20 protein-coding genes and 1 tRNA gene are annotated in these 25,284 nt (G+C 68.6%); 17 read left to right on the top strand and 4 right to left on the bottom strand.

Features of this window, described 5'->3' with window-relative positions; translation table 11 throughout:
* The first annotated feature begins 63 nt into the window (after positions 1-63).
* The 10 genes from CGR01S_RS14470 to miaB all read left to right on the top strand — a co-directional run bounded on the left by CGR01S_RS14470 (position 64) and on the right by miaB (position 8,731).
* Positions 64-1,197: an FAD-dependent monooxygenase gene (locus tag CGR01S_RS14470; protein WP_042428755.1), complete on the top strand. Its 1,134-nt coding sequence runs from the start codon at positions 64-66 to the stop codon at positions 1,195-1,197.
* 56 nt (positions 1,198-1,253) lie between these two features.
* Positions 1,254-1,973, top strand: coding sequence for a DsbC family protein (locus tag CGR01S_RS14465; protein ID WP_042428751.1), 720 nt, complete (start codon positions 1,254-1,256; stop codon positions 1,971-1,973).
* Positions 1,974-1,987: 14 nt separating this feature from the next.
* A complete protein-coding gene (locus tag CGR01S_RS14460) occupies positions 1,988-3,781 on the top strand; it encodes a M61 family metallopeptidase (protein WP_042428748.1) in 1,794 nt (597 codons plus the stop codon).
* A 131-nt stretch (positions 3,782-3,912) separates the two neighbouring features.
* Entirely contained in the window at positions 3,913-4,692 is a 780-nt protein-coding gene (locus tag CGR01S_RS14455) for an enoyl-CoA hydratase (protein WP_042428745.1), read from the top strand.
* Positions 4,693-4,738: 46 nt separating this feature from the next.
* Positions 4,739-4,815, top strand: a tRNA-Met gene (locus CGR01S_RS14450).
* A gap of 122 nt (positions 4,816-4,937) precedes the next feature.
* Positions 4,938-5,288 carry an ArsR/SmtB family transcription factor gene (locus CGR01S_RS14445; RefSeq protein WP_042428743.1) on the top strand — a complete coding sequence of 117 codons (351 nt, stop codon included), beginning with the start codon at positions 4,938-4,940 and terminating at the stop codon, positions 5,286-5,288.
* Positions 5,281-5,781, top strand: a complete 501-nt coding sequence (locus CGR01S_RS14440; RefSeq protein WP_042428740.1) for an arsenate reductase ArsC — start codon at positions 5,281-5,283, stop codon at positions 5,779-5,781. Before CGR01S_RS14445 ends, CGR01S_RS14440 begins: the two co-directional genes overlap by 8 nt.
* 2 nt (positions 5,782-5,783) lie before the next feature.
* Positions 5,784-6,866, top strand: a complete 1,083-nt coding sequence (arsB, locus tag CGR01S_RS14435; protein WP_042428737.1) for an ACR3 family arsenite efflux transporter — start codon at positions 5,784-5,786, stop codon at positions 6,864-6,866.
* A 44-nt stretch (positions 6,867-6,910) separates the two neighbouring features.
* Positions 6,911-7,327: a hypothetical protein gene (locus CGR01S_RS14430; RefSeq protein ID WP_042428733.1), complete on the top strand. Its 417-nt coding sequence runs from the start codon at positions 6,911-6,913 to the stop codon at positions 7,325-7,327.
* 81 nt (positions 7,328-7,408) lie between these two features.
* Positions 7,409-8,731 (top strand): tRNA (N6-isopentenyl adenosine(37)-C2)-methylthiotransferase MiaB, encoded by a 1,323-nt coding sequence (gene miaB / locus CGR01S_RS14425; protein ID WP_042428728.1) that lies wholly within the window; start codon positions 7,409-7,411, stop codon positions 8,729-8,731.
* Between the two features lie 45 nt (positions 8,732-8,776).
* On the opposite strand, the gene CGR01S_RS14420 is transcribed toward miaB, so the two are convergent.
* The 4 genes from CGR01S_RS14420 to ffh all read right to left on the bottom strand — a co-directional run bounded on the left by CGR01S_RS14420 (position 8,777) and on the right by ffh (position 15,739).
* Entirely contained in the window at positions 8,777-11,971 is a 3,195-nt protein-coding gene (locus tag CGR01S_RS14420; RefSeq protein WP_042428830.1) for a tetrathionate reductase subunit A, read from the bottom strand.
* 100 nt (positions 11,972-12,071) lie between these two features.
* The gene (gene nrfD, locus CGR01S_RS14415; protein WP_042428725.1) at positions 12,072-13,109 is read right to left on the bottom strand and encodes an NrfD/PsrC family molybdoenzyme membrane anchor subunit; all 1,038 of its coding nucleotides are present in this window, start codon (positions 13,107-13,109) and stop codon (positions 12,072-12,074) included.
* Between the two features lie 13 nt (positions 13,110-13,122).
* Positions 13,123-13,911: a sulfate reduction electron transfer complex DsrMKJOP subunit DsrO gene (gene dsrO, locus CGR01S_RS14410; protein ID WP_042428827.1), complete on the bottom strand. Its 789-nt coding sequence runs from the start codon at positions 13,909-13,911 to the stop codon at positions 13,123-13,125.
* A gap of 451 nt (positions 13,912-14,362) precedes the next feature.
* On the bottom strand, positions 14,363-15,739 hold the full coding sequence (gene ffh / locus CGR01S_RS14405) for a signal recognition particle protein (protein WP_042428722.1): 1,377 nt from the start codon (positions 15,737-15,739) through the stop codon (positions 14,363-14,365).
* A gap of 88 nt (positions 15,740-15,827) precedes the next feature.
* Here ffh and CGR01S_RS14400 point away from each other — a divergent pair, with 88 nt between their 5' ends.
* The 7 genes from CGR01S_RS14400 to CGR01S_RS14370 all read left to right on the top strand — a co-directional run bounded on the left by CGR01S_RS14400 (position 15,828) and on the right by CGR01S_RS14370 (position 25,065).
* Positions 15,828-16,625, top strand: a complete 798-nt coding sequence (locus tag CGR01S_RS14400; protein WP_042428718.1) for a cytochrome C assembly family protein — start codon at positions 15,828-15,830, stop codon at positions 16,623-16,625.
* Complete coding sequence (locus CGR01S_RS14395) at positions 16,622-16,849, top strand: PP0621 family protein (RefSeq protein ID WP_042428715.1); 228 nt, start codon at positions 16,622-16,624, stop codon at positions 16,847-16,849. Before CGR01S_RS14400 ends, CGR01S_RS14395 begins: the two co-directional genes overlap by 4 nt.
* Complete coding sequence (locus tag CGR01S_RS14390) at positions 16,839-18,575, top strand: two-component system sensor histidine kinase NtrB (RefSeq protein WP_084690719.1); 1,737 nt, start codon at positions 16,839-16,841, stop codon at positions 18,573-18,575. Before CGR01S_RS14395 ends, CGR01S_RS14390 begins: the two co-directional genes overlap by 11 nt.
* 5 nt (positions 18,576-18,580) lie before the next feature.
* Positions 18,581-20,065: a sigma-54-dependent transcriptional regulator gene (locus tag CGR01S_RS14385; RefSeq protein WP_042428821.1), complete on the top strand. Its 1,485-nt coding sequence runs from the start codon at positions 18,581-18,583 to the stop codon at positions 20,063-20,065.
* Complete coding sequence (ampD, locus tag CGR01S_RS14380) at positions 20,040-20,654, top strand: 1,6-anhydro-N-acetylmuramyl-L-alanine amidase AmpD (RefSeq protein ID WP_042428712.1); 615 nt, start codon at positions 20,040-20,042, stop codon at positions 20,652-20,654. Before CGR01S_RS14385 ends, ampD begins: the two co-directional genes overlap by 26 nt.
* A gap of 175 nt (positions 20,655-20,829) precedes the next feature.
* Positions 20,830-23,736 (top strand): ribonucleoside-diphosphate reductase subunit alpha, encoded by a 2,907-nt coding sequence (locus CGR01S_RS14375; RefSeq protein WP_042428711.1) that lies wholly within the window; start codon positions 20,830-20,832, stop codon positions 23,734-23,736.
* 129 nt (positions 23,737-23,865) lie between these two features.
* Entirely contained in the window at positions 23,866-25,065 is a 1,200-nt protein-coding gene (locus CGR01S_RS14370) for a ribonucleotide-diphosphate reductase subunit beta (protein ID WP_042428708.1), read from the top strand.
* Positions 25,066-25,284: the final 219 nt, after the last annotated feature.

Below are 25,284 nucleotides of genomic sequence, written 5' to 3'. Positions count from 1 at the left end.
ACCGCGCGGCCGCCCCGGCCCGACCTGCGCGCAGCCCGTGGACGGGCTCCTACAATCGGACACATGGCGCAATCCTTTGACATCTGCATCCGCGGGGCGGGCGTGGTGGGCCGCACCCTGGCCCTGCTGCTGGCGCGCGAGCGGCTCTCCGTGGCCCTGGTGGCCCCACCCGCCCCCGCCGGCACAGGCCCCGATGTGCGCGCCTATGCGCTCAACGCGGCCTCGCGCACCCTGCTGCACAGCCTGCGCTGCTGGCCCGACGCCGCACAGGCCACGCCGGTGCAGCGCATGCAGGTGGCCGGCGACCAGGGCGGCGAGATTGCCTTCGACGCCGCGGACCAGGGCGTGGAGGCGCTCGCCTGGATCGCCGATGTGCCCGCGCTGGAAGCGCGCCTGCACGAGGCCGTGCGCTTCCAGCCGCTGGTGGAGGTGGTGGCTGCGCCCGTGCCCGCCCCCCTCACCGCCGTGTGCGAGGGCCGTGCCAGCCGCACGCGCGAGGAGTTTGGCGCCGCATTCGACGTGACGCCCTACCCGCACCACGCCATCGCCACGCGCCTGGCCTGCGAGCAAGCGCACGGCGCCACCGCACGCCAGTGGTTCGCGCCCGACGGCAGCATTCTGGCCTTCCTGCCCCTGGGCGGCGCGGACGGCCGGCAGGTCGCCGTGGTCTGGTCCGTGCATCCCCAGCAGGCCCAGGAGCTGCTGGCGCTGGACGACGCTGCCTTTGCCGCGCGCCTGCAGCAGGCCAGCGGCGGCGCCCTGGGCGCCCTGCGCACCGAGGGTGCGCGCGCGGCCTGGCCGCTGCAGCAGGCGCGTGCGCGGCAGTGGTGCGGGCCGCTGGCCACGGGCGGCGGCGCAGCGGCGAGCTGGGTGCTGGCGGGCGACGCCGCCCACAATGTGCACCCGCTCACCGGCCAAGGCCTGAACCTGGGCCTGGGCGACGTGCAGGCGCTGGCCGAGGTGCTGGCCGCACGCGAGCCCTGGCGCAGCGTGGCCGACCTGCGCCTGCTGCGCCGCTACGAGCGCCGGCGCAAGACGGCCCTGCTGCCCATGGGCCTGGCCACGGACGGCCTGCAGCGGCTGTTCTCGCTGCCGCAGGAGCCCTGGCAGTGGCTGCGCAACCAGGGCATGCGCGGCGTGGACCGCAGCGGCCCCCTCAAGCACTGGATGGCCCGGCACGCCATGGGAACGCCTTGAAGCCCCGGCACTCCAACCCTTCTCCACCGTTCCATCCTCCGCAAAGACCCTTTCCCATGCACGCACTTCTTCCCCTTCTGGCAGCCGCTGCGCTGACGCTGAGCCTGCCGGCCGTCGGCCAGGAAGCCGCCATCCGCAAGACCCTGGGCGAACGCATTCCGCAGCTCGAAAAGATCGACGAAGTCCAGCCCACGGCCATGCCCGGGCTGTACGAGGTGCGCGTGGGCACGGACCTGTTCTACACCGACGCCAAGGGCAACTACCTGATCCAGGGCGAGCTGTTCGACACGCGCGCGCGGCGCAACCTGACCGAAGACCGCATCACCAAGCTCACCGCCGTGGACTTTGCGGCCCTGCCGCTCAAGGACGCCTTCACCATCGTGCGCGGCGACGGCAAGCGCAAGCTGGCCGTGTTCGAAGACCCCAACTGCGGCTACTGCAAGCGCTTCGAGCGCGACCTGCAGAACGTGGACAACATCACCATCTACCTGTTCCTCTACCCCATCCTGAGCCCCGACTCGGCCGAGAAGTCGCGCAACATCTGGTGCTCCGCCGACCGCGTGGCCGCCTGGCAGGACCTGATGGTGCGCGACAAGACCCCGCCCGCCGCCACCTGCGACACCAGCGCGCTGCAGCGCAACCTGGCGTTTGGCCGCAAGCACAAGATCACGGGCACGCCCACGCTGATCTTCACCAACGGCACGCGCGTGCCCGGCGCCATCGGCGCCAAGGACGTGGAAAAGCGCCTGGCCGAAGCCGGCGACGCCAAGTCCTGAGCCGCCTGCCGAGCATGCCGCGCCCCGCCAGCGCCGCCCCGGCGGCCATTCACTACCGCATCAGCGCCCCCCACCCGCACAGCCACCTCTTCGAGGTGACGCTCACCATCGCCGCGCCTGCGGCAGGCCAGGAGCTGAGCCTGCCCGTGTGGATTCCGGGCAGCTACCTGGTGCGCGAGTTCGCCCGTCACCTGCAGGACCTGCGCGCCCGCCAGGGCCGCAAGGCCTGCGCGGTGACGCAGATCGACAAGCAGCGCTGGTCCGTGGCCTGCCAGGGCGGCAAGCCGCTGGAGCTGCGCTATGCCGTGCACGCGCACGACGCCTCGGTGCGCACCGCCTGGCTCGATGCGCAACGCGGGTTCTTCAACGGCACCAGCCTGTGCCTGCGCGTCGAAGGCCAGCATGAGCAGCCGTGCAGCGTGACGCTGGATGCTCCTGAATTAATAGCTGGTAGCGCACGCTGGCATTGCGCTACGGCCCTTATTCCCCAAAATACCGATGCCTGGGGGTTTGGCACCTACGGCGCGCGCGACTACGACCACCTGGTGGACTGCCCGGTGGAGATGGGGCCGTTCTGGAGCGCGCACTTCAGCGCCTGCGGCGTGCCGCACCGCATCGTCGTCAGCGGCGCGCCCGCCTCGTTCGACGGCGAGCGCCTGGTGCAGGACACGCGCCGGATCTGCGAGACCGCCATCCGCTTCTGGCACGGCAAGGGCAAGCCGCCGTTCCAGCGCTACCTGTTCCTGCTCCATGTGGTGGACGAGGGCTTTGGCGGGCTGGAGCACGGCGACAGCACCGCCCTGATCTGCGGCCGGCGCGACCTGCCGCGCCTGGGCGCGGGCAAGGTCTCCGACGGCTACACCACGCTGCTGGGCCTGGTGAGCCACGAATACTTCCACGCTTGGAACGTCAAGCGCCTGCGCCCGGCGGCGCTGGCACGCTACGACTACACGCAGGAAAACTACACGCCGCTGCTGTGGTTCTTCGAGGGCTTCACCAGCTACTACGACGACCTGCTGCTGCGCCGCGCCGGGCTCATCGACCACGCCGCCTACCTCAAGCTCCTGGCCAAGACCATCAACCAGGTGCTGCAGACCCCCGGCCGCAAGGTGCAGACCGTGGCCCAGGCCAGCTTCGACGCCTGGATCCGCTACTACCGCCCCGACGCCAACACGCCCAACATCACGGTGAGCTACTACACCAAGGGCGCGCTCGTGGCCCTGTGCCTGGACCTCGCCCTGCGCTGCCAGGGGCGCACCACGCTGGACGAGGTCATGCGCGCCCTGTGGCAGCGCTGCTCTGGCGGCCCCATGGACGAGACCGACCTGCACGCCGTGCTGCAGGCGCTGACTGGCCGCAGCTGGGACGCCGAACTCAGCGCCTGGGTGCACTCCCACACCGAACTGCCCCTGGCCGAGCTGCTGCAGGCCCAGGGCATTGCCCTGCAGACCGAGGCCCCCCAGCCCGCGCAGCGCCTGGGCCTGCGCGTGCAGGACGGCGGCCCGGGCGGCAGCCTGCGCATCCAGACGGTGCTGCGCGGCGGCCTGGCCGAGCAGGCGGGCATGGCACCCGGAGACGAATGGCTGGGCATCGAGGTACAGGGCCAGGGCTGGCGCATCACCCAGCTCGACGACCTGGCCCTGTACGCCGGTCCGGCGCGCAAGGTGACGGCGCTGGTCGCGCGCGACCGCCGCCTGCTGCACCTGCCGCTGGCGCTGCAGCCGCAGGCGGCGCTCCGCGCCGCCGACACCGTCACCCTGGCCGTGACCGACGCCGCACGCGCCAGCCGCTGGCTGGACGCACTGTAGCTGCCCGCGCCGCGCGCGGCTTTGCAATGCCGCAAACCGCCCATGGCAGGAATGCACACGCGCAAACCGCCGTTTCGGGCGGCCCCTTGGTTATAGTGTTCCATTGTCCTGCACCACGACCGGAGAACCCCATGACGTACGAATGCATCGCAGTCCGCACCGAAGCCGACAAGGTCGGTGTCATCCAGCTCAACCGCCCCAAGCAGCTCAATGCGCTCAACGACCAACTCATGGACGAGCTGGGCCAGGCGCTCAAGGCGTTTGACGCCGACCCGGCGATCGGCTGCATCATCGTGACCGGCAGCGAAAAGGCCTTTGCCGCGGGCGCGGACATCACTGCCATGGCCAAGTACAGCTTCGCCGACGCCTACAAGGGCGACTTCATCACGCGCAACTGGGAGACCATCCGCTCCATCCGCAAGCCCGTGATCGCCGCCGTGAGCGGCTTTGCGCTGGGCGGCGGCTGCGAACTGGCGATGATGTGCGACTTCATCATCGCCGCCGACAACGCCAAGTTCGGCCAGCCCGAGATCAAGCTGGGCGTGATCCCCGGCGCCGGCGGCACGCAGCGCCTGCCGCGCGCCGTAGGCAAGTCCAAGGCCATGGACATGGCGCTCACCGCGCGCATGATGGACGCCCAGGAGGCCGAGCGCGCCGGCCTGGCCAGCCGCGTGGTGCCGCTGGACAAGCTCATGGAAGAAGCTCTGGGCGCGGCCCTCATCATCAGCGAGTTCTCGCAGGTGGCGGTCATGGCCGCCAAGGAGGCCGTGAACCGCGCCTACGAGGGCACGCTGTCCGACGGCCTGATGTTCGAGCGCCGCCTGTTCCACGCCCTGTTCGCCACGCAGGACCAGAAGGAAGGCATGGACGCCTTCGTCAACAAGCGCAAGGCGCAGTTCCAGCACTGCTAAAAAACCACTGGCGCCCGCAAATTTTGTACTATAATTTTGGTCTTTCGGTGGTATAGCTCAGTTGGTTAGAGCGCAGCATTCATAATGCTGATGTCCCAGGTTCAAGTCCCGGTACCACCACCAAATGAAACCCCCAGCTTGTACGAGCTGGGGGTTTTTTCTTGGGCCGCTGCGGGGCGCTTGCGCGCGGGCTCCGGCCGAGGGCCTGTCATCGGGTTGTCACATATTTCCACAATAATGGAAATATGGAAGAGAAAGACGTTGTCATCGCCCTGGCCGCGCTCGCACAGGCGAGCCGGCTGCAGGTTTTCCGCGCCCTGGTCGTTGCCGGCCAAGACGGGGCGACGCCCGGCGTCCTGTCCGACACCCTGGGCATGCCCGCTGCCACCCTCTCGTTCCACCTCAGGGAGCTGCTCCACGCGGGGCTGGTGTCGCAGCAGCGCAGCGGCCGCCACCTGATCTACCGGGCGGAGTACGCGCGGATGAACGGCGTGCTGTCCTACCTGACCGACCACTGCTGCCGCGGCGCGCCCTGCCTGGATGTGGCCGCTGCAGCCTGCGCCAGCACCCCCCCGGAGACAACCTGCCATGTCTGACCATACCTGCAACGTCCTGTTCCTGTGCACCCATAACTCGGCCCGCAGCATCCTGGCCGAAGCCCTGCTCAACCACCTGGGCAAAGGGCGTTTCACGGCCTATTCGGCCGGCAGCAGCCCGCGCACGCATGCCCAGCCCCACCCGCTGGCGCTGCAAGCCCTGCGCCAGGCCGGCATACCGACCGACGGGCTGTACAGCAAGAGCTGGGACGTGTTCGGCGCTCCCGGCGCGCCGGCGATGGACCTGGTGATCACGGTCTGCGACAGCGCGGCCGGCGAGGCCTGCCCCTTCTGGCCCGGCCATCCCGCAACGGCCCATTGGGGCTACGCCGACCCATCCGCGGGCGAAGGCAGCGAGGAGGACCAGCGCCAGGCCTTTGTGCGGACCCTGCAGTTGATGCGCCAGCGCCTGGAAGTCTTCGTGAACCTGCCCGCGGCCCGCCTGGACAGGCAGAGCATCGAACAAACCGCCCGCGACCTCGCCCGGAGCTGACCATGCCCACCCCCCACGAAGCAACGGCCACCGCAGCGCCCCCGGCCCGCATGCCATTTTTCGAGCGCTACCTGACGCTGTGGGTGGTCCTGTGCATCGGGCTGGGCATCGCGCTCGGCCAGCGGTACCCCGGCGTGTTCCAGGCCATGGGCGCCATGGAGGTGGCCCAGGTCAATCTGCCGGTGGGCCTGCTGATGTGGATGATGATCATCCCCATGCTGGCCAAGGTGGACTTCGCCGCCCTGGGCGAGGTGCGCCAGCACATCAGGGGCATTGGCGTGACGCTCCTGGTGAACTGGCTGGTCAAGCCGTTCACGATGGCCTTCCTCGGATGGCTGTTCCTGCGCCACTGGTTCGCGCCGCTGCTTCCCGCCGGGCAGATCGACAGCTACATCGCCGGGCTCATCCTGCTGGCCGCCGCCCCGTGCACGGCCATGGTGTTCGTGTGGAGCCGGCTCACCGGCGGCGATCCGCTGTTCACGCTCTCGCAGGTCGCGCTCAACGACAGCATCATGGTCGTCGCCTTCGCGCCCCTGGTGGCCTTTCTGCTGGGCCTGTCCGCCATTGCCGTGCCGTGGGACACGCTGCTGACTTCCGTGCTGCTGTACATCGTGCTTCCGGTGCTGCTGGCGCAGTGGCTGCGCAAGGCGCTGCAGGCCCGGGGCGCGCAGGTCTTCGAGGCCGCGATGGCGCGCATCGCACCCTGGTCCATGGCCGCCCTGCTGGCCACGCTGGTGCTGCTTTTCGCCTTCCAGGGCGAAGCGCTGCTGAAGCAGCCGCGCGTGATGGGCCTGCTGGCCGTGCCCATCCTGATCCAGGTCCTCTTCAATGCCGCCCTGGCCTATGGGCTCAACCGCGCCGTGGGCGAGAAGCATTGCATCGCCTGCCCCTCCGCCTTGATTGGCGCCTCCAATTTCTTCGAGCTCGCCGTGGCCACCGCGATCAGCCTGTTTGGCATCCACTCCGGGGCGGCGCTGGCGACGGTGGTGGGCGTGCTGATCGAGGTGCCCGTCATGCTGCTGGTGGTGGCCGTCGTCAACCGGAGCAAGGGCTGGTACGAACGCGGGGGGGCCGCGCCGGCCTGAGCGCCCGCCGTAGAATCGCGCTTTTCAGCCCCTGGATAAACACCATGCCCCGCTGTCTCCTTACCCTGCCCCGCTTGGCGGCCGCCCTGCTCCTGGGCGCCAGCGCCTGGCTCGCGGCGGTGCCGGCCGCCGCACAGAACACCCTGCCCACCGCCCTGGGCGGGCAGCGCAACTTCCCGGAAGCGGCCCTGCGCGGCACCCTGGTCATCACCTCGGCCACCACGGCAGAAATCAACGGCAACGCCATCCGCATGGCGCCGGGCATGCGCCTGCTCAACCCGCAGAACGGCCTGGTCATGCTGCACACCGCGCTGGGGCAGAAGCACACGGTCAACTACCTGATCGAGCACAGCACGGGCATGCTGCTGACGGCCTGGATCCTCAGCACCGACGAAGCCGCCCAGCCGCGCGCGGGCGGCGTCTCCGGCCACAACTACCGCACCGGCGCCGACGCCCGGTAACTCCCCGTGGCGCGCAGGCTGGCGCGGTGCCCGCGGGCACCGCGGCCGCCGCCATGGCGCCACCCCGCCTGAAAGACTCCCATGGCCAAGAAAATCTATATCAAGACCTTCGGCTGCCAGATGAACGAGTACGACTCGGACAAGATGGTGGACGTGATGCACGCCGCCGAAGGCTACGAAACCACGCAGGACCCCGAGGAGGCCGACCTGATCCTGTTCAACACCTGCTCGGTGCGCGAGAAGGCGCAGGAGAAGGTGTTCTCCGACCTGGGCCGCGTCAAGCACCTCAAGGAGCGCGGCGTGAAGATCGGCGTGGGCGGCTGCGTCGCCAGCCAGGAGGGCGAGGAGATCATCAAGCGCGCGCCCTACGTGGACATCGTCTTCGGCCCGCAGACCCTGCACCGCCTGCCCGAACTGCTGAATGCGCGCCAGCAGCAGGACCGCCCTCAGGTGGACATCAGCTTTCCCGAGATCGAGAAGTTCGACCACCTGCCGCCCGCCCGTGTGGAGGGCGCCAGCGCCTTCGTCTCCATCATGGAAGGCTGCAGCAAGTACTGCAGCTACTGCGTGGTGCCCTACACGCGCGGCGAAGAGATCAGCCGCCCGTTCGACGACATTCTGGTGGAGGTGGCCGGCCTGGCCGACCAGGGCGTGAAAGAGATCACCCTGCTGGGCCAGAACGTGAACGCCTACCGCGGCGCCATGGGCGGCACCAGCGAGGTGGCCGACCTGGCGCTGCTGCTCGAATACGTGGCCGACATCCCCGGCATCGAGCGCCTGCGCTTTACCACCAGCCACCCCAACGAGTTCACGCCGCGCCTGATCGAGGCCTATGCCAAGCTTCCCAAGCTGGCCAACCACCTGCACCTGCCGGTGCAGCACGGCAGCGACCGCATCCTCATGGCCATGAAGCGCGGCTACACGGCCATGGAATACAAGAGCACGGTGCGCAAGCTGCGGGCCATCCGCCCCGACCTGGCCATGAGCAGCGACTTCATCGTCGGCTTCCCCGGCGAGACGGAGGAGGATTTCGCCAAGATGATGAAGCTCATCGCCGACATCCATTTCGACAACTCGTTCAGCTTCATCTTCAGCCCGCGCCCCGGCACCCCCGCTGCCAACCTGCACGACGACACACCGCACGAGGTCAAGCTGCGCCGCCTGCAGGAGCTGCAGGCCGTGATCAACGGCAACATCAAGTCCATCAGCGAGGGCCTGGTGGGCAAGGTGCAGCGCATCCTGGTCGAGGGCGCCTCCAAGCGCGATGGCAGCGAGCTCATGGGCCGCACCGAGTGCAACCGCGTGGTCAACTTCGCCGGCGGCCAGCGCCTGGTGGGCCAGATGGTGGACGTGACCATCACCGAGGCCAAGGCCTACACGCTGCGCGGCGAAGTCAGAAGCTGAGCGCTCGGCGCGCAACAAAGGGGGCGCCCCGTGCCCCCTTTGGCTTCACAGGCGCCGCACCTTCACCGGCAAGCCCTGGCGCACCACGGCCCCCGACACCCAGTCGATCCACACGTTGTCCTTGGCGGGCCGGGTGGGGTCGGCAAAGCCCAGCGCGTTCAGGTTCACGCCGTTGCCGTGCTGCGGGTTGTGGGCCATGGGCTTGCCGTCCACGGTGTGGACGGCAGCGCCCAGCTGCTTGTGGCCGTAGCCGTATTCGATGGCCAGGGCGCCCTGGGCGATGCCGCTGCGCACCAGGGCCACGCCCTGCAGCTTGGCGCCGGGGGTGCTGACCTCGATGCGGTCACCGTTGGCGATGCCGAGCTTGGCCGCATCGTCCTTGTTCAGGCTGATGGGGTTGTGCGGGTGCACCTGGCGCAGGCGCGAGGCGGCGATCGACATGCTGCTCATCAGGTTGGACTTGTAGCTGCTCATGGTGAGCGGCCAATCCTGCTCGGTGAAGCGCTCGCGCATGCTGCTGCCGTCGGCAAAGCGGGTGGGGAACCAGGTGGGGCAGCCCACGTAGCGCTCGCCGGTCATGGAGTGGCGCATCTTGGCCAGGCCCTCGTGCCACAGTTGCACCGGGAACTTCCAGGCGGCCTTGATCTGTTCGCCCTTCCAGGCGTCCTCGATCTTGTCGAAGCGCCCGCCCCGGCTCATCACCATGGCCACGCGGCGCACTTCCTCGGGCTGCAGGCGCTTTTCCAGCTCGGGCATCCAGCGCGTCAGGCCGGTGATGGCCACGTCGTCGTCGCTGGCCTCGGGCACGGGCTTGCCGGCCTGGTAGGCGATGTTGCACATGCCGCGCAGGTAGAAGTCCTCGGCGCTTTCCAGGTCCAGCGGCTCGCCGTCCTTGGTGGACATGGCGTTCTTGCCGAAACCCGGCAGGCCCAGCTGCTGGGCGACGGCAAACACGAAGCTCTCGAAGCTCACCGGCTTGCCGTCCGCCGTCTTGGCCGTAGCGGGCTCCACCACCGGCCAGCGCACGGTGCTGCTCTTGGCGATCACGTCGGCCCAGGGCGCGCCGATGCCCCAGCTCTCGTACGTGACCGTGTCGGGCACGATGTAGTCGGCCAGGGCCGAGGTCTCGTTGATGAACGGATCGACCGAGACGAACAGCGGCAGCTTCTTCGGGTCCTTGAGGGCGCTGACCAGCGTGTTCTCAAAGCCGCAGATGGCGTACACCGGGTTGCTCATGTGGTTGATCCACGCCTTCACCGGGTAGGGGTAGCCCAGCAGGCCGGCGGCCAGCATCTCGCTGCTCATGCCGCCCGGCGCCGGGTACCACGGTGCCTTGGAGGGATAGGGGTTCTGGCCGGCTTCCTTCTTGCGCTTGAACTCGCTGGTCTTCTCGTACGGAAAGCGCGTGCGCGACAGCGCCACGCCCGTGGCTTTGACCGCACCCTCGAACTGCGCGAAGTTGTAGCGCGGGCCGGGGCCGAAGGGGCCGAACGGACCGGCGTCCAGCACCCAGCCGCCCTTGACGTTCAGGTTGCCGATCAGGTTGTTCAGCATGGCGATGGCGTAGGCGGTGTAGAAGCCCGCGCCGCTCATGGTGCCGCCGTGCGAGTTGGCCACGGCCTGCTTGCCATGGCTGGTGAACTCGCGCGCCAGGTCCTCGATGTCCTTCACCGGCACGCCGCACAGGTCGGAATACTCCTGCAGCGTCTTGCGGCGTGCTTCCTCGCGCAGCTTGACGAAGGCGGTGCACACGGCGATCGGTGCAGGCTCCTCGGTAGCGCCCGCGGCCTTCAGGGGCGTGAATTCGCGCTCCACCACCAGCTCGGCCGGCTCGGCCACGGTGTGGGGCACCAGCTTGAAGCCGCCCTGGCCGTCGGCCACCTGCACCACGTACACGTCTTCGGCCGGGGTCTTTTCGTCCACCGGCTCGGGCATGGGCAGCCCGAGGTCGGCGCCGCGCAGGAACTGGCCGTAGCGGGGGTGCTGCACGTCGTTGATGAGCAGGTGGGTGGCGTTACTCCAGCTCGCCTCGCCCGCGGCGGCCATGGCGACCGGGCCGGGCTGGGTGAGGTACTTGGCGTCGTAGCGCTCGTTGTCGATGATCCAGCGGATCAGCGCCATGGCCAGCGCCAGGTCGGTGGCGGGCTTGATGGGCAGCCAGCGGTTGTTGTCGCCCGCCGCGTGGCTGGACGACATGGGCAGGATGGGCGACACCACCACGTAGCGGTAGGTGTTGTCGTCGCGCGAGCGGGCCTCGGCCAGCTCGCGGCCCTGGCGCTGGAAGGGGTTGCCCGCCTGGGCGGGTGCCGTGCCCAGGAACAGGCCGAAGCGCGAGTTCTTCCAGTCCGGCTTACCGTGCGGCATGCCGGGGATGTTGCCCAGGGCCGCCGCCGTGCCCACGCGGTAGGTCTGGCCGCAGTAGGCGCCATGGTTGGCCACGTTCACCGTGCCGAAGGACTGGCGCGCAAAGCGGTTGATGAGCGGCGTGCGGCCTTCGTTCGAGGCGTCCGTCACCAGCAGTTGGTTGGCCTTGGGGCCGTATTCCGGGTTCTCGGGGTCGATCAGCGTCTGCACGTCGCGGATGGCGGCCAGGCCCTCCACAGGGCCTTCGCCGAACAGGTCGCCGCCCTCGCAGATTTCCTTGACCAACTGTTCCAGCGAGATGCTCTTCCACTGGCCGGAGCCGCGCGGGCCCACGCGCTTGAGCGGGGTGAGCACGCGGTGGGCCGCGGTCTGGTGCTCCAGCATGGCCGAGCCGCGTGCGCAGCTGGTGGCGCGGCCTTCCAGGCCGTTGTCGCCGCCCAGCATGGCGTACACCTCGCGCACGGGCGTTTCCATGGGCGCATGGTGCGTGGTGGCCAGCGGGTGGTAGGGGTTGCCGGCGATGCGGATGATCTTGTTGTGCGCCGTGTCCACGCGCACGCGGATGCCGCACTGCGTCCAGCAGCCCAGGCAACTGCTGGGGCTGACCACCTGGCCCGGCTGGGTGGTGAGCTGGCCGGTCACGGGGTCGATGCGGAACTCGGGCGTGAGCGCGTTGCCGCGCGTGGCGCTCTTGGTGGCGGTGCCGGAGGTGCCGGTCACCAGGCCCTTGGCGCCCTTGGCCACGGTTTCGCCGTAGCCGGCGGCAAAAGCCGCCAGGCCGCCGGCCACCGCGCCGCCGCGCAGCAGCAGGCGGCGGCGGTTGGCGTCGGGGTTGTGCGGGTTTTCGGGGGAGGAATGCGGTTTCTTGTCAGTCATGGTCTGCACCTTGGAGTGCAGCGCCGGCGGGTATCAACTCAATTTTGATAGCTGCCAGCGCCTGCCCTTGTTGCGTTAAAGGCCGATTTGGCTATGAATTTCAGGCGGCGGGGGCGTTGCGGGCCGGGAACAGTTCCAGCGCCCAGCTCGCCAGCGCCACCAGCGCCACGCACAGGCCCGCCACGCCCAGCATGCCCAGCAGGCCGTCGCCGCCCAGCGGCATGTGGTACAGGTACAGGCCGGCGCCGAACTTGGGCACGCCCTGCACGCCCATGAACAGCGCCCAGCGGAAGGCCCAGGCGCTGGCGGCCAGCCCCAGGCCCAGCACCAGGGTGTAGCCGGGGGCGTCCAGCCGGTGCCGGCCGCGCAGCAGCGCCGCCAGCACGGCCACGCCGCCGATGGCCGAGGCCACCATCCCTAAGCGCCACACCGGAAATTCGCTCCACAGGCGTGCTGCGGCCATCAGCGAAGGGGCGCGCACGATCAGGCCCAGGGTGAACCAGCTCAGCGTGGCGAGCAGCAGCGCCACGGCCAGGCCCAGGCCCATGGCGCGCAGCAGTTGCAGCGCGGCCGCATCCGGGCGCAGGCTGCGGGGCAGGAAGCGTTCGATCACGAACATCACGCCCACGGTGGCCAGCCAGCCGGTCAGCGCCAGGTTCACCGGCAGCCACAGCGTGTTCCACAGCGGGCGCGCGCGCACCACCATGACTTCGGCGCCGGTGTAGGCCGTGATGGACAGCGCCGAGAGCACCAGCAGCGGGGCGATGGCGCGCATCCAGCCCCCCCGGCCCAGCCACCAGCTGGCGATGAACGCCACGCCGAGCGTGACGAACACCGGCAGCAGCAGCGCGCCCACCGACATCCACGACCACGGCGTGAAGTGCGCGTAGAAATGCCAGAAGCGCGCAGGCTGGTGCAGGTCGGCCAGCAGCGACACCGGCGCGGCGATCACGCTCACCGCCAGGGTGAGCACGGCCACCGGCAGCAGGCGGCGCAGCAGGCCGCCCGCCGGCCCCCAGGCACACAGCGCAGCGAGCAGCGCCGCGCCCGTGGCCACGCCGGCCAGGAAGAAATACTGCACGGCCCAGGGCAGCCAGGCCGCCTCGTAGTGCGGGGTGAGGAGTTCAATGATCTGCATGGTGCTGCTCCCTTCAGTGGTCGGCCACCAGGCGCACGCTGGCCTGGCCGTCCACGCCGTTGACGAACGCATCGGGCAGGCCGATGTAGAACACGCGCGGCGCGGTGTTCATGGCGGGCTTGAGCACCTTGATCTCTTCCTTGTGCTCGGCCATGCGGCGGTTGATCTCGCTGCCCTGGTCATTCAGGTCGCCGATCACGCGCGCGCCTCCCACGCAGCTCTCCACGCAGGCGGGCAGCAGACCCACCTCCAGGCGGTGCTCGCAGAAGGTGCACTTGTCGGCGGTCTGCGTCTCGTGGTTGATGAAGCGCGCGTCGTACGGGCAGGCCTGCACGCAGTAGCCGCAGCCCACGCAGCGCTCGTTGTCCACCAGCACGATGCCGTCGGTGCGCTGGAAGGTGGCCTGCACCGGGCACACGGGCACGCAGGGCGGCTCCTCGCAGTGGTTGCACAGGCGCGGCAGGCTGACCATGGCGGGCGCGCTGCCGTCGTCCTTGTCGATCTCGTACTGCAGCACCGTGGTGCGGAACTGGCCGATGGGCGGCTGGTTCTCCACCGAACAGCTCACCGTGCAGGCCTGGCAGCCGATGCACTTGCGCAGGTCCACCAGCATGCCGAAGCGCTTGCCCTCCATGCCGGGGCGGCGCGGCGGCTGGCCGGGCGCAAAAGGCGTGGCGGCCTGGCTGGCGCCAACCAGGCCAAAGGTAGTGGCCAGGCCGACGAGCTCCTGCAAGAACGTGCGCTTGCCCAGCTGCGGGGCATCAGGGGTTGGGGAACAGGGTGATGGCGTGCTTTGGGACATAAACATTTCCAAATATCTCTTGGTTTGATTATGTCCATTTGAACCATTAGCCTCTTGATGCATGTCAAGGTCAATCAACCCATTTTTGATGACCCACAGTCACTGGAATGCCCCAATGCGTGCAAAAATGAGAACTGGCATACATTCTCAACAAAATCAATGACTTATGTATTTACCTCTTTCACTCCAGAGATAAACGGATCAAAACCGCAAAATAGACATTTGATATTCCGGTTTTGCAAGCCGAGACAAGCAGCGGCAATATGTCAGAATTATGAAATTTTCCGCGAATGTGTCACACCGGCACATCCGGCCACCTGCACCGATACCGCCGGGCGCGGCAAGGCAGGCACAAAAAAACCGGCCTCAGGCCGGTTTTTTTTGTGCTTCACTTTTTATAGCTATCTGCGCTTGGCAGACAAGGGATTGATGCCAAAAAGCACCGAAAAGCTCAAAACGGCATCTTGGGCATGCCGCCGCCCAGGCCCTTCATGCCGCCCATCTTCTTCATGAGCTTCATCAGGCCGCCGCCCTTCATCTTCTTCATCATCTCCTGCATCTGCTCGAACTCCTTGAGCAGGCGGTTGACCTCGTGCACCGGAACGCCGGCGCCCGCGGCAATGCGCTTCTTGCGCGTGGCCTTGATGAGCTCGGGCTTGCGGCGCTCCAGGGGCGTCATGCTCTGGATGATGCCTTCCTTGCGCTTGATGTCCTTCTCGGCCTTGTCCAGGTCCATCTGACCGGCCTTGGCGGTGAGCTGGGACGGCAGCTTGTCCATGAGGCTGGACAGGCCGCCCATCTGCTTCATCTGCTGCAACTGGCCCAGGAAGTCGCTCAGGTCGAAGCCGTCGCCGCTCTTGACCTTGGCGGCGAGCTTCTGCGCGGCCTCCATGTCCACGCCGGCCGCCACCTGCTCGACCAGGGCCACGATGTCGCCCATGCCCAGGATGCGGCCCGCGTGGCGCTCGGCGTCGAACACCTCCAGGCCGTCGATCTTCTCGGACACGCCGGCGAACTTGATCGGCGCCCCCGTGATGGCGCGCACCGACAGCGCCGCGCCGCCGCGCGAGTCGCCGTCGAGCTTGGTCAGCACGATGCCGGTGAGCGGCAGCGCCTCCTTGAAGGCCTTGGCCGTGTTCACCGCGTCCTGGCCCTGCATGGCATCGACGACGAACAGGGTCTCCACCGGGTTCAGCGTGGCGTGCAGGTCCTTGATTTCCTGCATCAGCACCTCGTCGATGGCCAGGCGGCCGGCGGTGTCGACCAGCAGCACGTCGAAGTAGTGCTTCTTGGCATAGTCCAGCGCCGCCACGGCGATGTCGTGGGGTTTCTGGTCGGGCGTGCTCGGGAACCACTCGGCACCGGCCTGCCTGGTCACGGTCTTGAGCTGCTCGATGGCGGCCGGGCGGTACACGTCGCCCGACACCGTGAGCACCTTCTTCTTCCGCTTCTCGATCAGGTGCTTGGCTAATTTTGCCGTGGTGGTCGTCTTGCCCGCGCCCTGCAGGCCGGCCATCAGGATCACGGCGGGCGGCTGGGCGGCGAGGTTGATGTCGCTCACGCCCTCGCCCATGGTGGCGGCCAGCTCCTTGTTGACGATGCCCACCAGCGCCTGGCCGGGCTTGAGGCTGCCCAGCACCTCCTGGCCCAGCGCCTTTTCCTTCACGCGGGCGATGAAGTCGCGCACCACGGGCAGGGCCACGTCGGCTTCGAGCAGGGCCATGCGCACCTCGCGCAGCATGTCCTGCACGTTGGATTCGGTGATGCGGGCCTGGCCGCGCATCTCCTTGACGAGGCGCGAGAGTTTTTCGGTAAGGGCGGAGGCCATGTCTGTCGGTTCCAGGTCGTCCGCAGGCGGTGCTGCAGCAGGGGCGGCGCCGGGCTTTGGAGCCCGGGCGAAAGGTACACTGTGAAGCATGATTCTACCCAGTGCATCCCCGGTGGCTTTGTCCCTCGGGCTGGCTGCCGCCCTGGCCTACGCGGTGCCCGCGATCGCGGCCGCGCGCCTGCAGGCACGCGCAGCGCACCTGGCGCTGTGGCTGGCCTGGCTGCTGCACGGCAGCGTGCTGGCCTGGGGCATGCTGCAGGCCACGCCCCGCTTCGGTTTTGCCCCGGCGCTGTCGGTCACGGTCTGGCTGGTGCTGACGGTCTACGCCATCGAACGCCAGTTGTTTCCGCAAATGCAGGCCCGCTGGGCACTGGCAGCGCTGGGCAGCGCCGCCGTGCTGCTGGCCCTGGTGTTCCCGGGCAATGCGCTGCCGCATTCGGCCTCGGCCTGGCTGCCCCTGCACCTGGCGCTGGGCATCGCGGCCTATGGCCTGCTGGCCGCCGCCGTGGTGCACGCCGCGCTGATGATGCGTGCCGAGCGCCGCATCCGGCAGGCGGAAGACGCCGCCAGCGGCATGCCGCTGCTCACGCTGGAGCGCCTGACCTTCCGCTTCGTGACGGCCGGCTTCGTGCTGCTGACGGCCACGCTGGCGGCGGGCGTGCTGTTCAGCGAGGCGCTCTACGGCCGCGCCTGGCGCTGGGACCACAAGGCGGTGTTCTCCCTGCTGTCCTGGGCCACGTTCGCCGCGCTGCTGCTGGGCCGCAGGCGCTTTGGCTGGCGCGGCCGGGCCGCCGTGCGCATGCTCTATGCCGGCGCCATCCTGCTGCTGCTGGCCTACGTGGGCTCGCGCTTTGCCCTTGAGGTGGTCCTGGGGCGCGCGGCATGAAGTTCCTGGTCGTGATCCTCGCCCTCGCCCTGGGCTACGCACTGTGGCGCCACCAGCGGCGCAGCGCGCCGCCGCCCGTACAGCGCAGGACCAGCCCGCCCGCCGCGCCCCAGGACATGGTGGCCTGCGCCCGCTGCGGCGTGCATGTGCCGCGTTCGGAGGCGCTGGCGCTGGGCACGCGCCATTACTGCTGTGCCGAGCACCAGCGGCAAGATGCCCACTGAGTCACAGCCTGCCTCCACGCCCCTGCCGCAGCGCTCCGGCCGGATCACGCGCACGGAAGACGCCGCCTTCCTGCGCCTGTGGCACGGCTTCCTGACCGGCCGCATCCTGGTGGCGCTGGCGCTGTTGCTGCTGATGGCGGCCGGCCTGGTGTTCACCCAGAGCGCCGCCCCGTGGATGCTGGTGCTGTGCCTGGTCTACCTCGGGGCCACGGTGGCCTTGCGCATTCTGGCGCGCAACACGGTGCCGCGGCCCCAGGCCGGCCTGCACTGGCTGCCCAGCATCGGCGTGGACCTGGCCATGGTGGCCGTGCTCGAGACCCTGCACACCGGCGGCATGAACTTCACGCCGCTGTTTGGCCTGCCCATCCTCCTTGCGGCGGTGCTGGGCACGCTGACCCTGGCCCTGGGCACCACAGCCGCGGTCACGCTGATCCTGCTGTCCTGGGCCACCTGGCTGGGCGCCACCGGGGCGGGCGGCGACGCCACCCCGCGCTACCTGCAGGCCGCGCTCACGGGCTCGGGGTATTTCATCGTGGCCTTTCTGGCGCACCAGCTGGCCTCGCGGCTGGTGCGCGAGCAGCAGCTCACGCACACCAGCCGCATGGCCGCCCGAGTGCAAAGCCAGGTGAGCAACCTGGTCATCCGCAACCTGAGCGATGGCGTGCTCGTGGTCGACGAGGACTTCTGCGTGCGCATGGCCAACCCCGCCGGCCTGATGCTGCTGGGTTGCGCGCCGGCGCTGCAGCCGCCCTTCAACCTGGCGGAAAACGGCGCCTGGCACCCCTTGATGCTGCTGGCGCGCCGGTGCTTCCGCCAGGGCCAGTCGCAGGTGGCGGACGTGAGCCTGCTGGGCAAGGGGCAAAGCCCCGTGGGCCTGCATGTGCAGACCTGGCTCACCGCGGCCGATGCCGCGGGCAGCCCCACCGACCCGGGGCAGCTGTGCGTGATGTTCCTGCACGATGTGCGCGTGATGGAAGCGCGCCTGCGCACGGAAAAGCTCGCCGCCATGGGCCGCATGTCCGCGGCCGTGGCGCACGAGATCCGCAACCCCCTGGCGGCCATCGTGCAGGCCAACGCCCTGCTCGAAGAGGATTTGCCGGACCCGGCGCACCGGCGGCTGACCCGGATGGTGCAGCAAAACGCCGACCGGCTGGCGCGCATCGCCGAGGAAATCCTCGACATCGCACGCGTCAAGCACCAGATCTCCCACGCGGGCGCCTCGACGCTGGCGCTGGACGAAACCGTGGCGCAGGTCTGGCGCGACTGGTGCAGCCAGGACCCGGCGCGACGCAAAGGCCGGCTGCAGCTCGGCGCCGCGCAGATGCACGTGGAGTTCGACCCCGAGCACCTGCGGCGCGTGCTCGTGAACCTGCTGGACAACGCGCTGCGCTTCATGGGCCGCGAGGACGATTCGCTGCAACTGTCCACGCGCGCGGCCACGCCGGGGCAGGCCTGCGTGCAGGTCTGGAGCGACGGCGCGCCGCTGGACCCTTCGATCGAGCGGCACCTGTTCGAGCCGTTCTTCTCGTCGGAGAGCCGCTCCAGCGGACTGGGCCTGTACCTCTGCCGGGAACTGTGTGAGCGCCATGGCGCCACCATCCACTACATGCGCCTGGGCTGCGCCACGCAGCGCGGCGAACAGCAGGGCAACGCCTTCACGGTAAGCTTTCGCGCGGCGGGCCGCCTGCAGGAGCCCGCGTCGCTGTTTGACACCATTGTCGTGTGATGCCCATGAACGCCTCCGCCGCCTCCATCCTGGTCGTCGATGACGAACCCGACCTGCGCACCCTCTACGAGCTGACCCTGCTGCGCGAGGGCCACAAGGTCGGCACGGCCGCCTCGCTGCGCGAGGCGCGCGAACAGCTGCAGGCGCAGCGCTTTGACGTGGTGATCACCGACATGCGCCTGCCCGACGGCTTCGGCATGGAACTGCTGCGCGAATTGCGCGACCAGCAGCGGCCCGAACGCTGCGTGGTCATGACGGCCTACGGCTCGGCAGAAAACGCCGTCGAGGCCCTGCGCTCGGGCGCTTTCGACTACCTGACCAAGCCGGTGGACCTCAAGCAGTTCCGCTCGGTCGTCGCCTCTGCGGTGCAGGGCGGCGAAGGCGTGCCCGCGCCGCGCAGCCGGCGCACCGACGCAGCGCGCGGCGAAAACGCGAGCGAGCCGGGCGCAGGCGCACTGCCGGCCCTGGCGCGCCTGATCGGCGAATCCGACGCCATGCGCACCGTCAAGCAGCGCATCGCCAAGGTGGCGCGCAGCATGGCGCCGGTGCACATCCGCGGCGAATCGGGCACGGGCAAGGAGCTGGTGGCGCGCGCCCTGCATGCGAGCAGCCAGCGCGCCTCGGGGCCGCTGGTGGCCGTCAACTGCGGCGCCATCCCCGAGAGCCTGCTCGAAGCCGAATTCTTCGGCGCGCGCAAGGGCTCCTACACCGGTGCCACGCAAGACCGCCAGGGCTACTTCCAGGCGGCGCAGGGCGGCACCCTGTTCCTCGACGAGATCGGCGACCTGCCGCTGTCCATGCAGTCCAAGCTGCTGCGCGCCATCCAGGAGCGCAGTGTGCGGCCGCTGGGCTCGACGCAGGAGGAAACGGTGGACGTGCGTATCCTCAGCGCCACGCACCACGACCTGGCCGCCGCCGTGCAGGCCGGGCGCTTTCGGCAGGACCTGTACTACCGGCTCAACGTCATCGAGATCTTCATCCCGCCCCTGCGCGAGCGCCGGGAGGACCTGCCCGCGCTGTGCCATGCGCTGCTGGAGCGCATCGCCCTCGAGTCGGGCAGCCCCGTGCCGCGCCTGACCCCGCAGGCGCTGGACGCCATCGCCGCCTACCCCCTGCCAGGCAATGTGCGCGAGCTCGAAAACCTGCTGCACCGCGCCGTCGCCCTGAGCGACGGGGAGACCCTGCAGGTCGAGCCCTGCCCCACAGCCCCGCCCGCCACGGCCCCGCGAGCGCCCTCCGGGCCCACCACTGCGGCCGCAGCCAGCGCGCCGGCCGCCCCCCTCAAGGACCTGCCGCACGATCTGCAGGCCTGGCTGGACGAGCAGGAGCGCGACATCCTCGTGCGCGCACTGCACGCCCACCAGTTCAACCGCACGGCCACGGCCGTGCGCCTGGGCATCAGCCTGCGGCAGATCCGCTACCGCATCGCACGCCTGAACATCCCGGCCCCGCAGGACGAATCCCATGGCGACAGCGAAAGCGCCGCGTGAAGCCCGGCCAGCACCCGCGGCCTGGGACGGCGGCTGGCACCGGCGCGCGCGCGTGCAGGCCTCACCCCACTTCGGCCCGCGCCCCGACCACGCCCAGATCGACCTGATCGTCATCCACTCCATCAGCCTGCCGCCAGGCGTCTACGGCGGGCAGGCGGTGCACGACCTGTTCATGAACCGCCTCGACTGGGACGCCCACCCCTATTTCCAGAGCATCCGGGGGCTGCAGGTGTCCGCGCATTTCTTCATCACGCGGCGCGGCGCGCTGTGGCAGTTCGTCGATTGCGACCAGCGCGCCTGGCATGCAGGCCGTTCGGCCTACCGCGGCCGCAGCGAATGCAATGACGACTCCGTCGGCATCGAACTCGAAGGCCTGGAAGGGCAGCGCTTCACCGCCTCGCAGTACCGCACCCTGGCACGGCTGTGTGCCGACCTGGGCCAGCGCTACCCCATCGCCCACGTGGCGGGGCACGAGCACATCGCCCCCGGGCGCAAGGGCGACCCGGGCGCGGGCTTCGACTGGCAGCGCCTGCAAGGCCTGCTGGGCTGGCCGGCCAAGCGCTTTCCGCAGCACGCGGGCTCGCACTAGCCAGCCCCCGTCCCTCCCCCTCTGCCCCCCTGCCCATCGGCACCCGTGGTGCCGCGGGCACGCCTGCGTGCACGGTTCTCCAATCCTCGATACACTAAATATGGTGTTTTAAATTCAATCGAACATCATCTATGGTGTTCGTGGGATTTCTCCATCCACCCCTCCCGAGGACGCCATGCACACAGCCCCCCTAGCCCCGCCGCCGCCCACCGCCTTGCCCGCAGGCGCTGCGGCGGCCTTGCCTGCAGGCACTCCGCAGTCCGGCAGCGGTCTCTCGCACTACCAGATCATCCGGCGCAATGGCGCGGTGGTTCCCTTCGAGCCGCCCAAGATCGCGGTAGCGATGATGAAGGCCTTTCTGGCCGTGCATGGCACGCAGGGGGCGGTATCGGCCAGCGTGCGCGAGGTGGTGGACCAACTCACCCAGACCGTGGTGCGCGGCCTGCTGCGCTCACGCCCCAGCGGCGGCACCTTCCACATCGAGGACGTGCAGGACCAGGTCGAACTGGGCCTGATGCGCAGCGGCCACCACGAAGTGGCACGCGCCTATGTGCTGTACCGCGAACAGCGCGCCCAGGAGCGCGCACGCCAGGCGCAGGCCCAGGCCCCCGCGGCCCCGGTGCTGCACGTGACCGAGGGCGATGCACGCCACGCCCTGGACGTGCAGGAGCTGCACGCGCTCGTCGCAGCGGCCTGCGCCGGCCTGGACCCGGCGGTACGCCCCGAACCCGTGCTGCAGGAGACGCTGCGCAACCTCTACGACGGCATCCCCCTGGCCGAGGTGCACAAGGCCGCCATCCTCGCGGCGCGCACGCTCATCGAAAAGGAACCCGGCTACACCTACGCCACGGCGCGCCTGCTGCTGCACTCCATCGTGCGCGAAGTGCTGGGGCGCGAGACCCCGCACACCGCCTGGGAGCAGGACTACGGCACGCATTTCGCCCAGGGCATCCGCACCGGCGTGGAGCAGCGCCTGCTCGACGAGCGCCTGCTGCAGTTCGACCTGCAGCGCCTGGGCGCGGCGCTGGCACCGGCGCGCGACCTGCAGTTCGACTACCTGGGACTGCAAACCCTCTACGACCGCTACTTCCTGCACGTGAACAAGCGCCGCATCGAGCTGCCCCAGGCCTTCTTCATGCGCGTGGCCATGGGCCTGGCCCTGAACGAGACCGACCGCGAGGCGCGCGCCATCGAGTTCTATGAAGTCCTGTCCTCGTTCGACTTCATGTCCAGCACGCCCACGCTGTTCAACAGCGGCACGCCGCGCTCGCAGCTGTCGAGCTGCTACCTCACCACCGTGCCCGACACGCTGGAGGGCATCTACGAATCCATCAAGGAAAACGCCCTGCTGTCCAAATACGCCGGCGGCCTGGGCAACGACTGGACGCGCGTGCGCGCCCTGGGCAGCCACATCCAGGGCACGAACGGCGAATCGCAGGGCGTGGTGCCCTTCCTCAAGGTCGTGAACGACACCGCGGTCGCCGTCAACCAGGGCGGCAAGCGCAAGGGCGCCGTCTGCGCCTACCTGGAGACCTGGCACCTGGACATCGAGGAATTCCTGGAGCTGCGCAAGAACACGGGCGACGACCGGCGCCGCACACATGACATGAACACCGCGCACTGGATTCCCGACCTGTTCATGAAGCGCGTGCTGGAGAAGGGCACGTGGACGCTGTTCTCGCCCGCCGACGTTCCGGACCTGCACGAGCGCTACGGCGCCGACTTCGAGACCGCCTACCTGGCCTACGAGGAGCAGGCGCAGCGCGGCGTGATCGCGCTCTCCAAGACCGTGCAGGCCACCGACCTGTGGCGCAAGATGCTGACCATGCTGTTCGAGACGGGCCACCCCTGGATCACCTTCAAGGACCCGTGCAACCTGCGCTCGCCCCAGCAGCATGCAGGCGTGGTGCACTCCTCCAACCTGTGCACCGAGATCACGCTCAACACCAGCGAAACCGAGACCGCCGTGTGCAACCTCGGCTCCGTGAACCTGCTCAACCACCTCACGGCCGGTGCGGACGGGCCGCCCGTGCTGGACCACGACAAGCTGCGCCGCACCGTGACCACGGCCATGCGCATGCTCGACAACGTCATCGACATCAACTACTACGCCGTGCGCAAGGCGCGCGACGCCAACCTGCGCCACCGCCCCGTGGGTCTGGGGCTGATGGGCGTGCAGGATGCGCTCTACCGCCAGCGCATCCCGTTCGCGAGCGCGGCCGCCGTGGAGTTCGCCGACCGCTCGGCCGAGGCCCTGTGCTACTACGCCTACTGGGCCTCGTCGGACCTGGCGGCCGAGCGCGGGCGCTACGCGAGCTTCCGCGGATCGCTGTGGGACCAGGGCGTTTTGCCGCTCGACACCCTGGACCTGCTCGAGCGCGCACGCGGTGGCCATGTGGAGGTGGACCGCTCGGCCACGCTGGACTGGGACGCGCTGCGCCGCAAGATCGCGCGCGACGGCATGCGCAATTCCAACTGCGTGGCCATTGCGCCCACGGCGACCATCTCCAACATCGTCGGCGTCGATGCATCCATCGAACCCTGCTTCGGCAACCTCTCGGTCAAGTCCAATCTCTCGGGCGAGTTCACGGTCATCAACCAGTACCTCGTGCACGACCTCAAGCGGCTCGGCCTGTGGGACGAAGTGATGCTCATGGACCTCAAGCATTTCAAGGGTTCGCTGGCGCCGATCGACCGCATTCCCGCGGACATCCAGGCGCTGTATGCGACGGCGTTCGAGATCGATCCGCGCTGGCTCATCGAGGCGGCCGCGCGGCGCCAGAAATGGATCGACCAGGCGCAGAGCCTGAACATCTACATCGCTGGCGCATCGGGCAAGAAGCTTGATGAGATCTACAAGCTGGCCTGGCTGCGCGGCCTCAAGACCACCTACTACCTGCGCTCGCAAAGCGCGAGCCACGTGGAAATGAGCACCGTGCACCAGCGCCAGCTCAACGCCGTGTCCACCACCGGCGGTGCAGGCCCCGGCATGCATGCGGGTGCACCGGCGCACCCCGCATCGAGCACCAGCGAAGTGCGCATGTGCGCCATCGACGACCCCACTTGCGAAGCCTGCCAGTGAGCCGTGCACGCGAGGCCTGTGGCACACACATCCTTGCGTGTGTTTCGACACAACAAATCCACGCAGCGCAACGCCATCGTGCTTTTCATTTTGCAGCGCTGCTCCCATAATCCGAGCATTGGAAAAGCCATGTTGACCTGGGACGAAGAAGTCACCTCCACATCGCAGAACATCACGCGCGCCGGTCTGCCGCAGCACCGCGCGGTGGATGCGTCACCCCCCTCCTCCTCAACCACCACTGCGCACCAGGCCCCTGGCGCAACGCAGGCCCCCGCAGGCAACAGTGCTTCCAATTCCGCAGCACCCCGACTGCAGCGCATCCAGGCTGCGGACAAGCGCATCATCAACGGCCAGACCGACGTCAACCAGCTCGTGCCCTTCAAGTACCAGTGGGCCTGGGACAAATATCTGGCCGCCTGCGCCAACCACTGGATGCCGCAGGAAGTGAACATGGCGCGCGACATCGCGCTCTGGAAAAATCCGCACGGCCTCACCGAGGACGAGCGCCGCATCGTCAAACGCAACCTCGGCTTCTTCGTGACCGCCGACTCGCTCGCGGCCAACAACATCGTGCTGGGCACCTACCGCCTGATCACCGCGCCCGAATGCCGCCAGTTCCTGCTGCGCCAGGCCTTCGAGGAAGCCATCCACACGCACGCCTACCAGTACATCGTTGAATCGCTCGGGCTCGACGAAGGCGAGATCTTCAACGCCTACAACGAGATCCCCTCCATCCGCGACAAGGACGAATTCCTGATCCCGTTCATCGACGCGATCATGGACCCGGCCTTCCACACCGGCACCCCGGAAAACGACCAGAAGCTCCTCAAGAGCCTGATCGTCTTCGCCTGCCTGATGGAGGGCCTGTTCTTCTACGTGGGCTTCACGCAAATCCTGGCGCTGGGCCGGCAAAACAAGATGACCGGAGCGGCCGAGCAGTACCAGTACATCCTGCGCGACGAGTCCATGCACTGCAATTTCGGCATCGACCTGATCAACCAGCTGAAGCTTGAAAACCCGCACCTGTGGACGCCGGCCTTCAAGGACGAAATCCGGGCACTGTTCCGCCAGGCGGTGGACCTCGAATACCGCTACGCCGAGGACACCATGCCACGCGGTGTGCTGGGTCTCAATGCTTCGATGTTCAAGGGCTACCTGCGCTACATCGCCAACCGCCGTGCCACGCAAATCGGGCTCGAGGCGCTCTTCCCCCACGAAGAGAACCCCTTCCCCTGGATGAGCGAGATGATCGATCTGAAGAAGGAGCGCAACTTCTTCGAAACCCGCGTGATCGAGTACCAGTCAGGCGGCGCACTCTCCTGGGATTGAAGGACGCTGCGCCATGCCACACCCCCCACCGCCCCGCACGCCACGGCAGGCCATCTGCCGCGCCTGGGGCGGTGTTCGCATTCGTGGAGCCGGGAGGGTCCCCGGCTCCATGGATCGCTCTGTCCCGCAGAAGGGCATGGAGCGTCCTTCCTAAACCAACGACCCGAGGAGAAAACGATGGCAACTGCAAAGAAACCCGCCGCCAAGAAGGCGGCCGCT

This window comes from Comamonas granuli NBRC 101663 (assembly GCF_000739995.1).
Taxonomy (GTDB): Bacteria; Pseudomonadota; Gammaproteobacteria; order Burkholderiales; family Burkholderiaceae_C; genus Simplicispira; species Simplicispira granuli.
This window is presented reverse-complemented; position numbering and strand designations above follow the sequence as displayed.

Coding starts and splice junctions, on each gene's coding strand:
- CGR01S_RS14470 (WP_042428755.1), top strand. CDS start 64: ATGGCGCAATCCTTTGACATCTGCATCCGCGGGGCGGGCGTGGTGGGC.
- CGR01S_RS14465 (WP_042428751.1), top strand. CDS start 1,254: ATGCACGCACTTCTTCCCCTTCTGGCAGCCGCTGCGCTGACGCTGAGC.
- CGR01S_RS14460 (WP_042428748.1), top strand. CDS start 1,988: ATGCCGCGCCCCGCCAGCGCCGCCCCGGCGGCCATTCACTACCGCATC.
- CGR01S_RS14455 (WP_042428745.1), top strand. CDS start 3,913: ATGACGTACGAATGCATCGCAGTCCGCACCGAAGCCGACAAGGTCGGT.
- CGR01S_RS14445 (WP_042428743.1), top strand. CDS start 4,938: ATGGAAGAGAAAGACGTTGTCATCGCCCTGGCCGCGCTCGCACAGGCG.
- CGR01S_RS14440 (WP_042428740.1), top strand. CDS start 5,281: ATGTCTGACCATACCTGCAACGTCCTGTTCCTGTGCACCCATAACTCG.
- arsB (WP_042428737.1), top strand. CDS start 5,784: ATGCCCACCCCCCACGAAGCAACGGCCACCGCAGCGCCCCCGGCCCGC.
- CGR01S_RS14430 (WP_042428733.1), top strand. CDS start 6,911: ATGCCCCGCTGTCTCCTTACCCTGCCCCGCTTGGCGGCCGCCCTGCTC.
- miaB (WP_042428728.1), top strand. CDS start 7,409: ATGGCCAAGAAAATCTATATCAAGACCTTCGGCTGCCAGATGAACGAG.
- CGR01S_RS14420 (WP_042428830.1), bottom strand. CDS start 11,971: ATGACTGACAAGAAACCGCATTCCTCCCCCGAAAACCCGCACAACCCC.
- nrfD (WP_042428725.1), bottom strand. CDS start 13,109: ATGCAGATCATTGAACTCCTCACCCCGCACTACGAGGCGGCCTGGCTG.
- dsrO (WP_042428827.1), bottom strand. CDS start 13,911: ATGTCCCAAAGCACGCCATCACCCTGTTCCCCAACCCCTGATGCCCCG.
- ffh (WP_042428722.1), bottom strand. CDS start 15,739: ATGGCCTCCGCCCTTACCGAAAAACTCTCGCGCCTCGTCAAGGAGATG.
- CGR01S_RS14400 (WP_042428718.1), top strand. CDS start 15,828: ATGATTCTACCCAGTGCATCCCCGGTGGCTTTGTCCCTCGGGCTGGCT.
- CGR01S_RS14395 (WP_042428715.1), top strand. CDS start 16,622: ATGAAGTTCCTGGTCGTGATCCTCGCCCTCGCCCTGGGCTACGCACTG.
- CGR01S_RS14390 (WP_084690719.1), top strand. CDS start 16,839: ATGCCCACTGAGTCACAGCCTGCCTCCACGCCCCTGCCGCAGCGCTCC.
- CGR01S_RS14385 (WP_042428821.1), top strand. CDS start 18,581: ATGAACGCCTCCGCCGCCTCCATCCTGGTCGTCGATGACGAACCCGAC.
- ampD (WP_042428712.1), top strand. CDS start 20,040: ATGGCGACAGCGAAAGCGCCGCGTGAAGCCCGGCCAGCACCCGCGGCC.
- CGR01S_RS14375 (WP_042428711.1), top strand. CDS start 20,830: ATGCACACAGCCCCCCTAGCCCCGCCGCCGCCCACCGCCTTGCCCGCA.
- CGR01S_RS14370 (WP_042428708.1), top strand. CDS start 23,866: ATGTTGACCTGGGACGAAGAAGTCACCTCCACATCGCAGAACATCACG.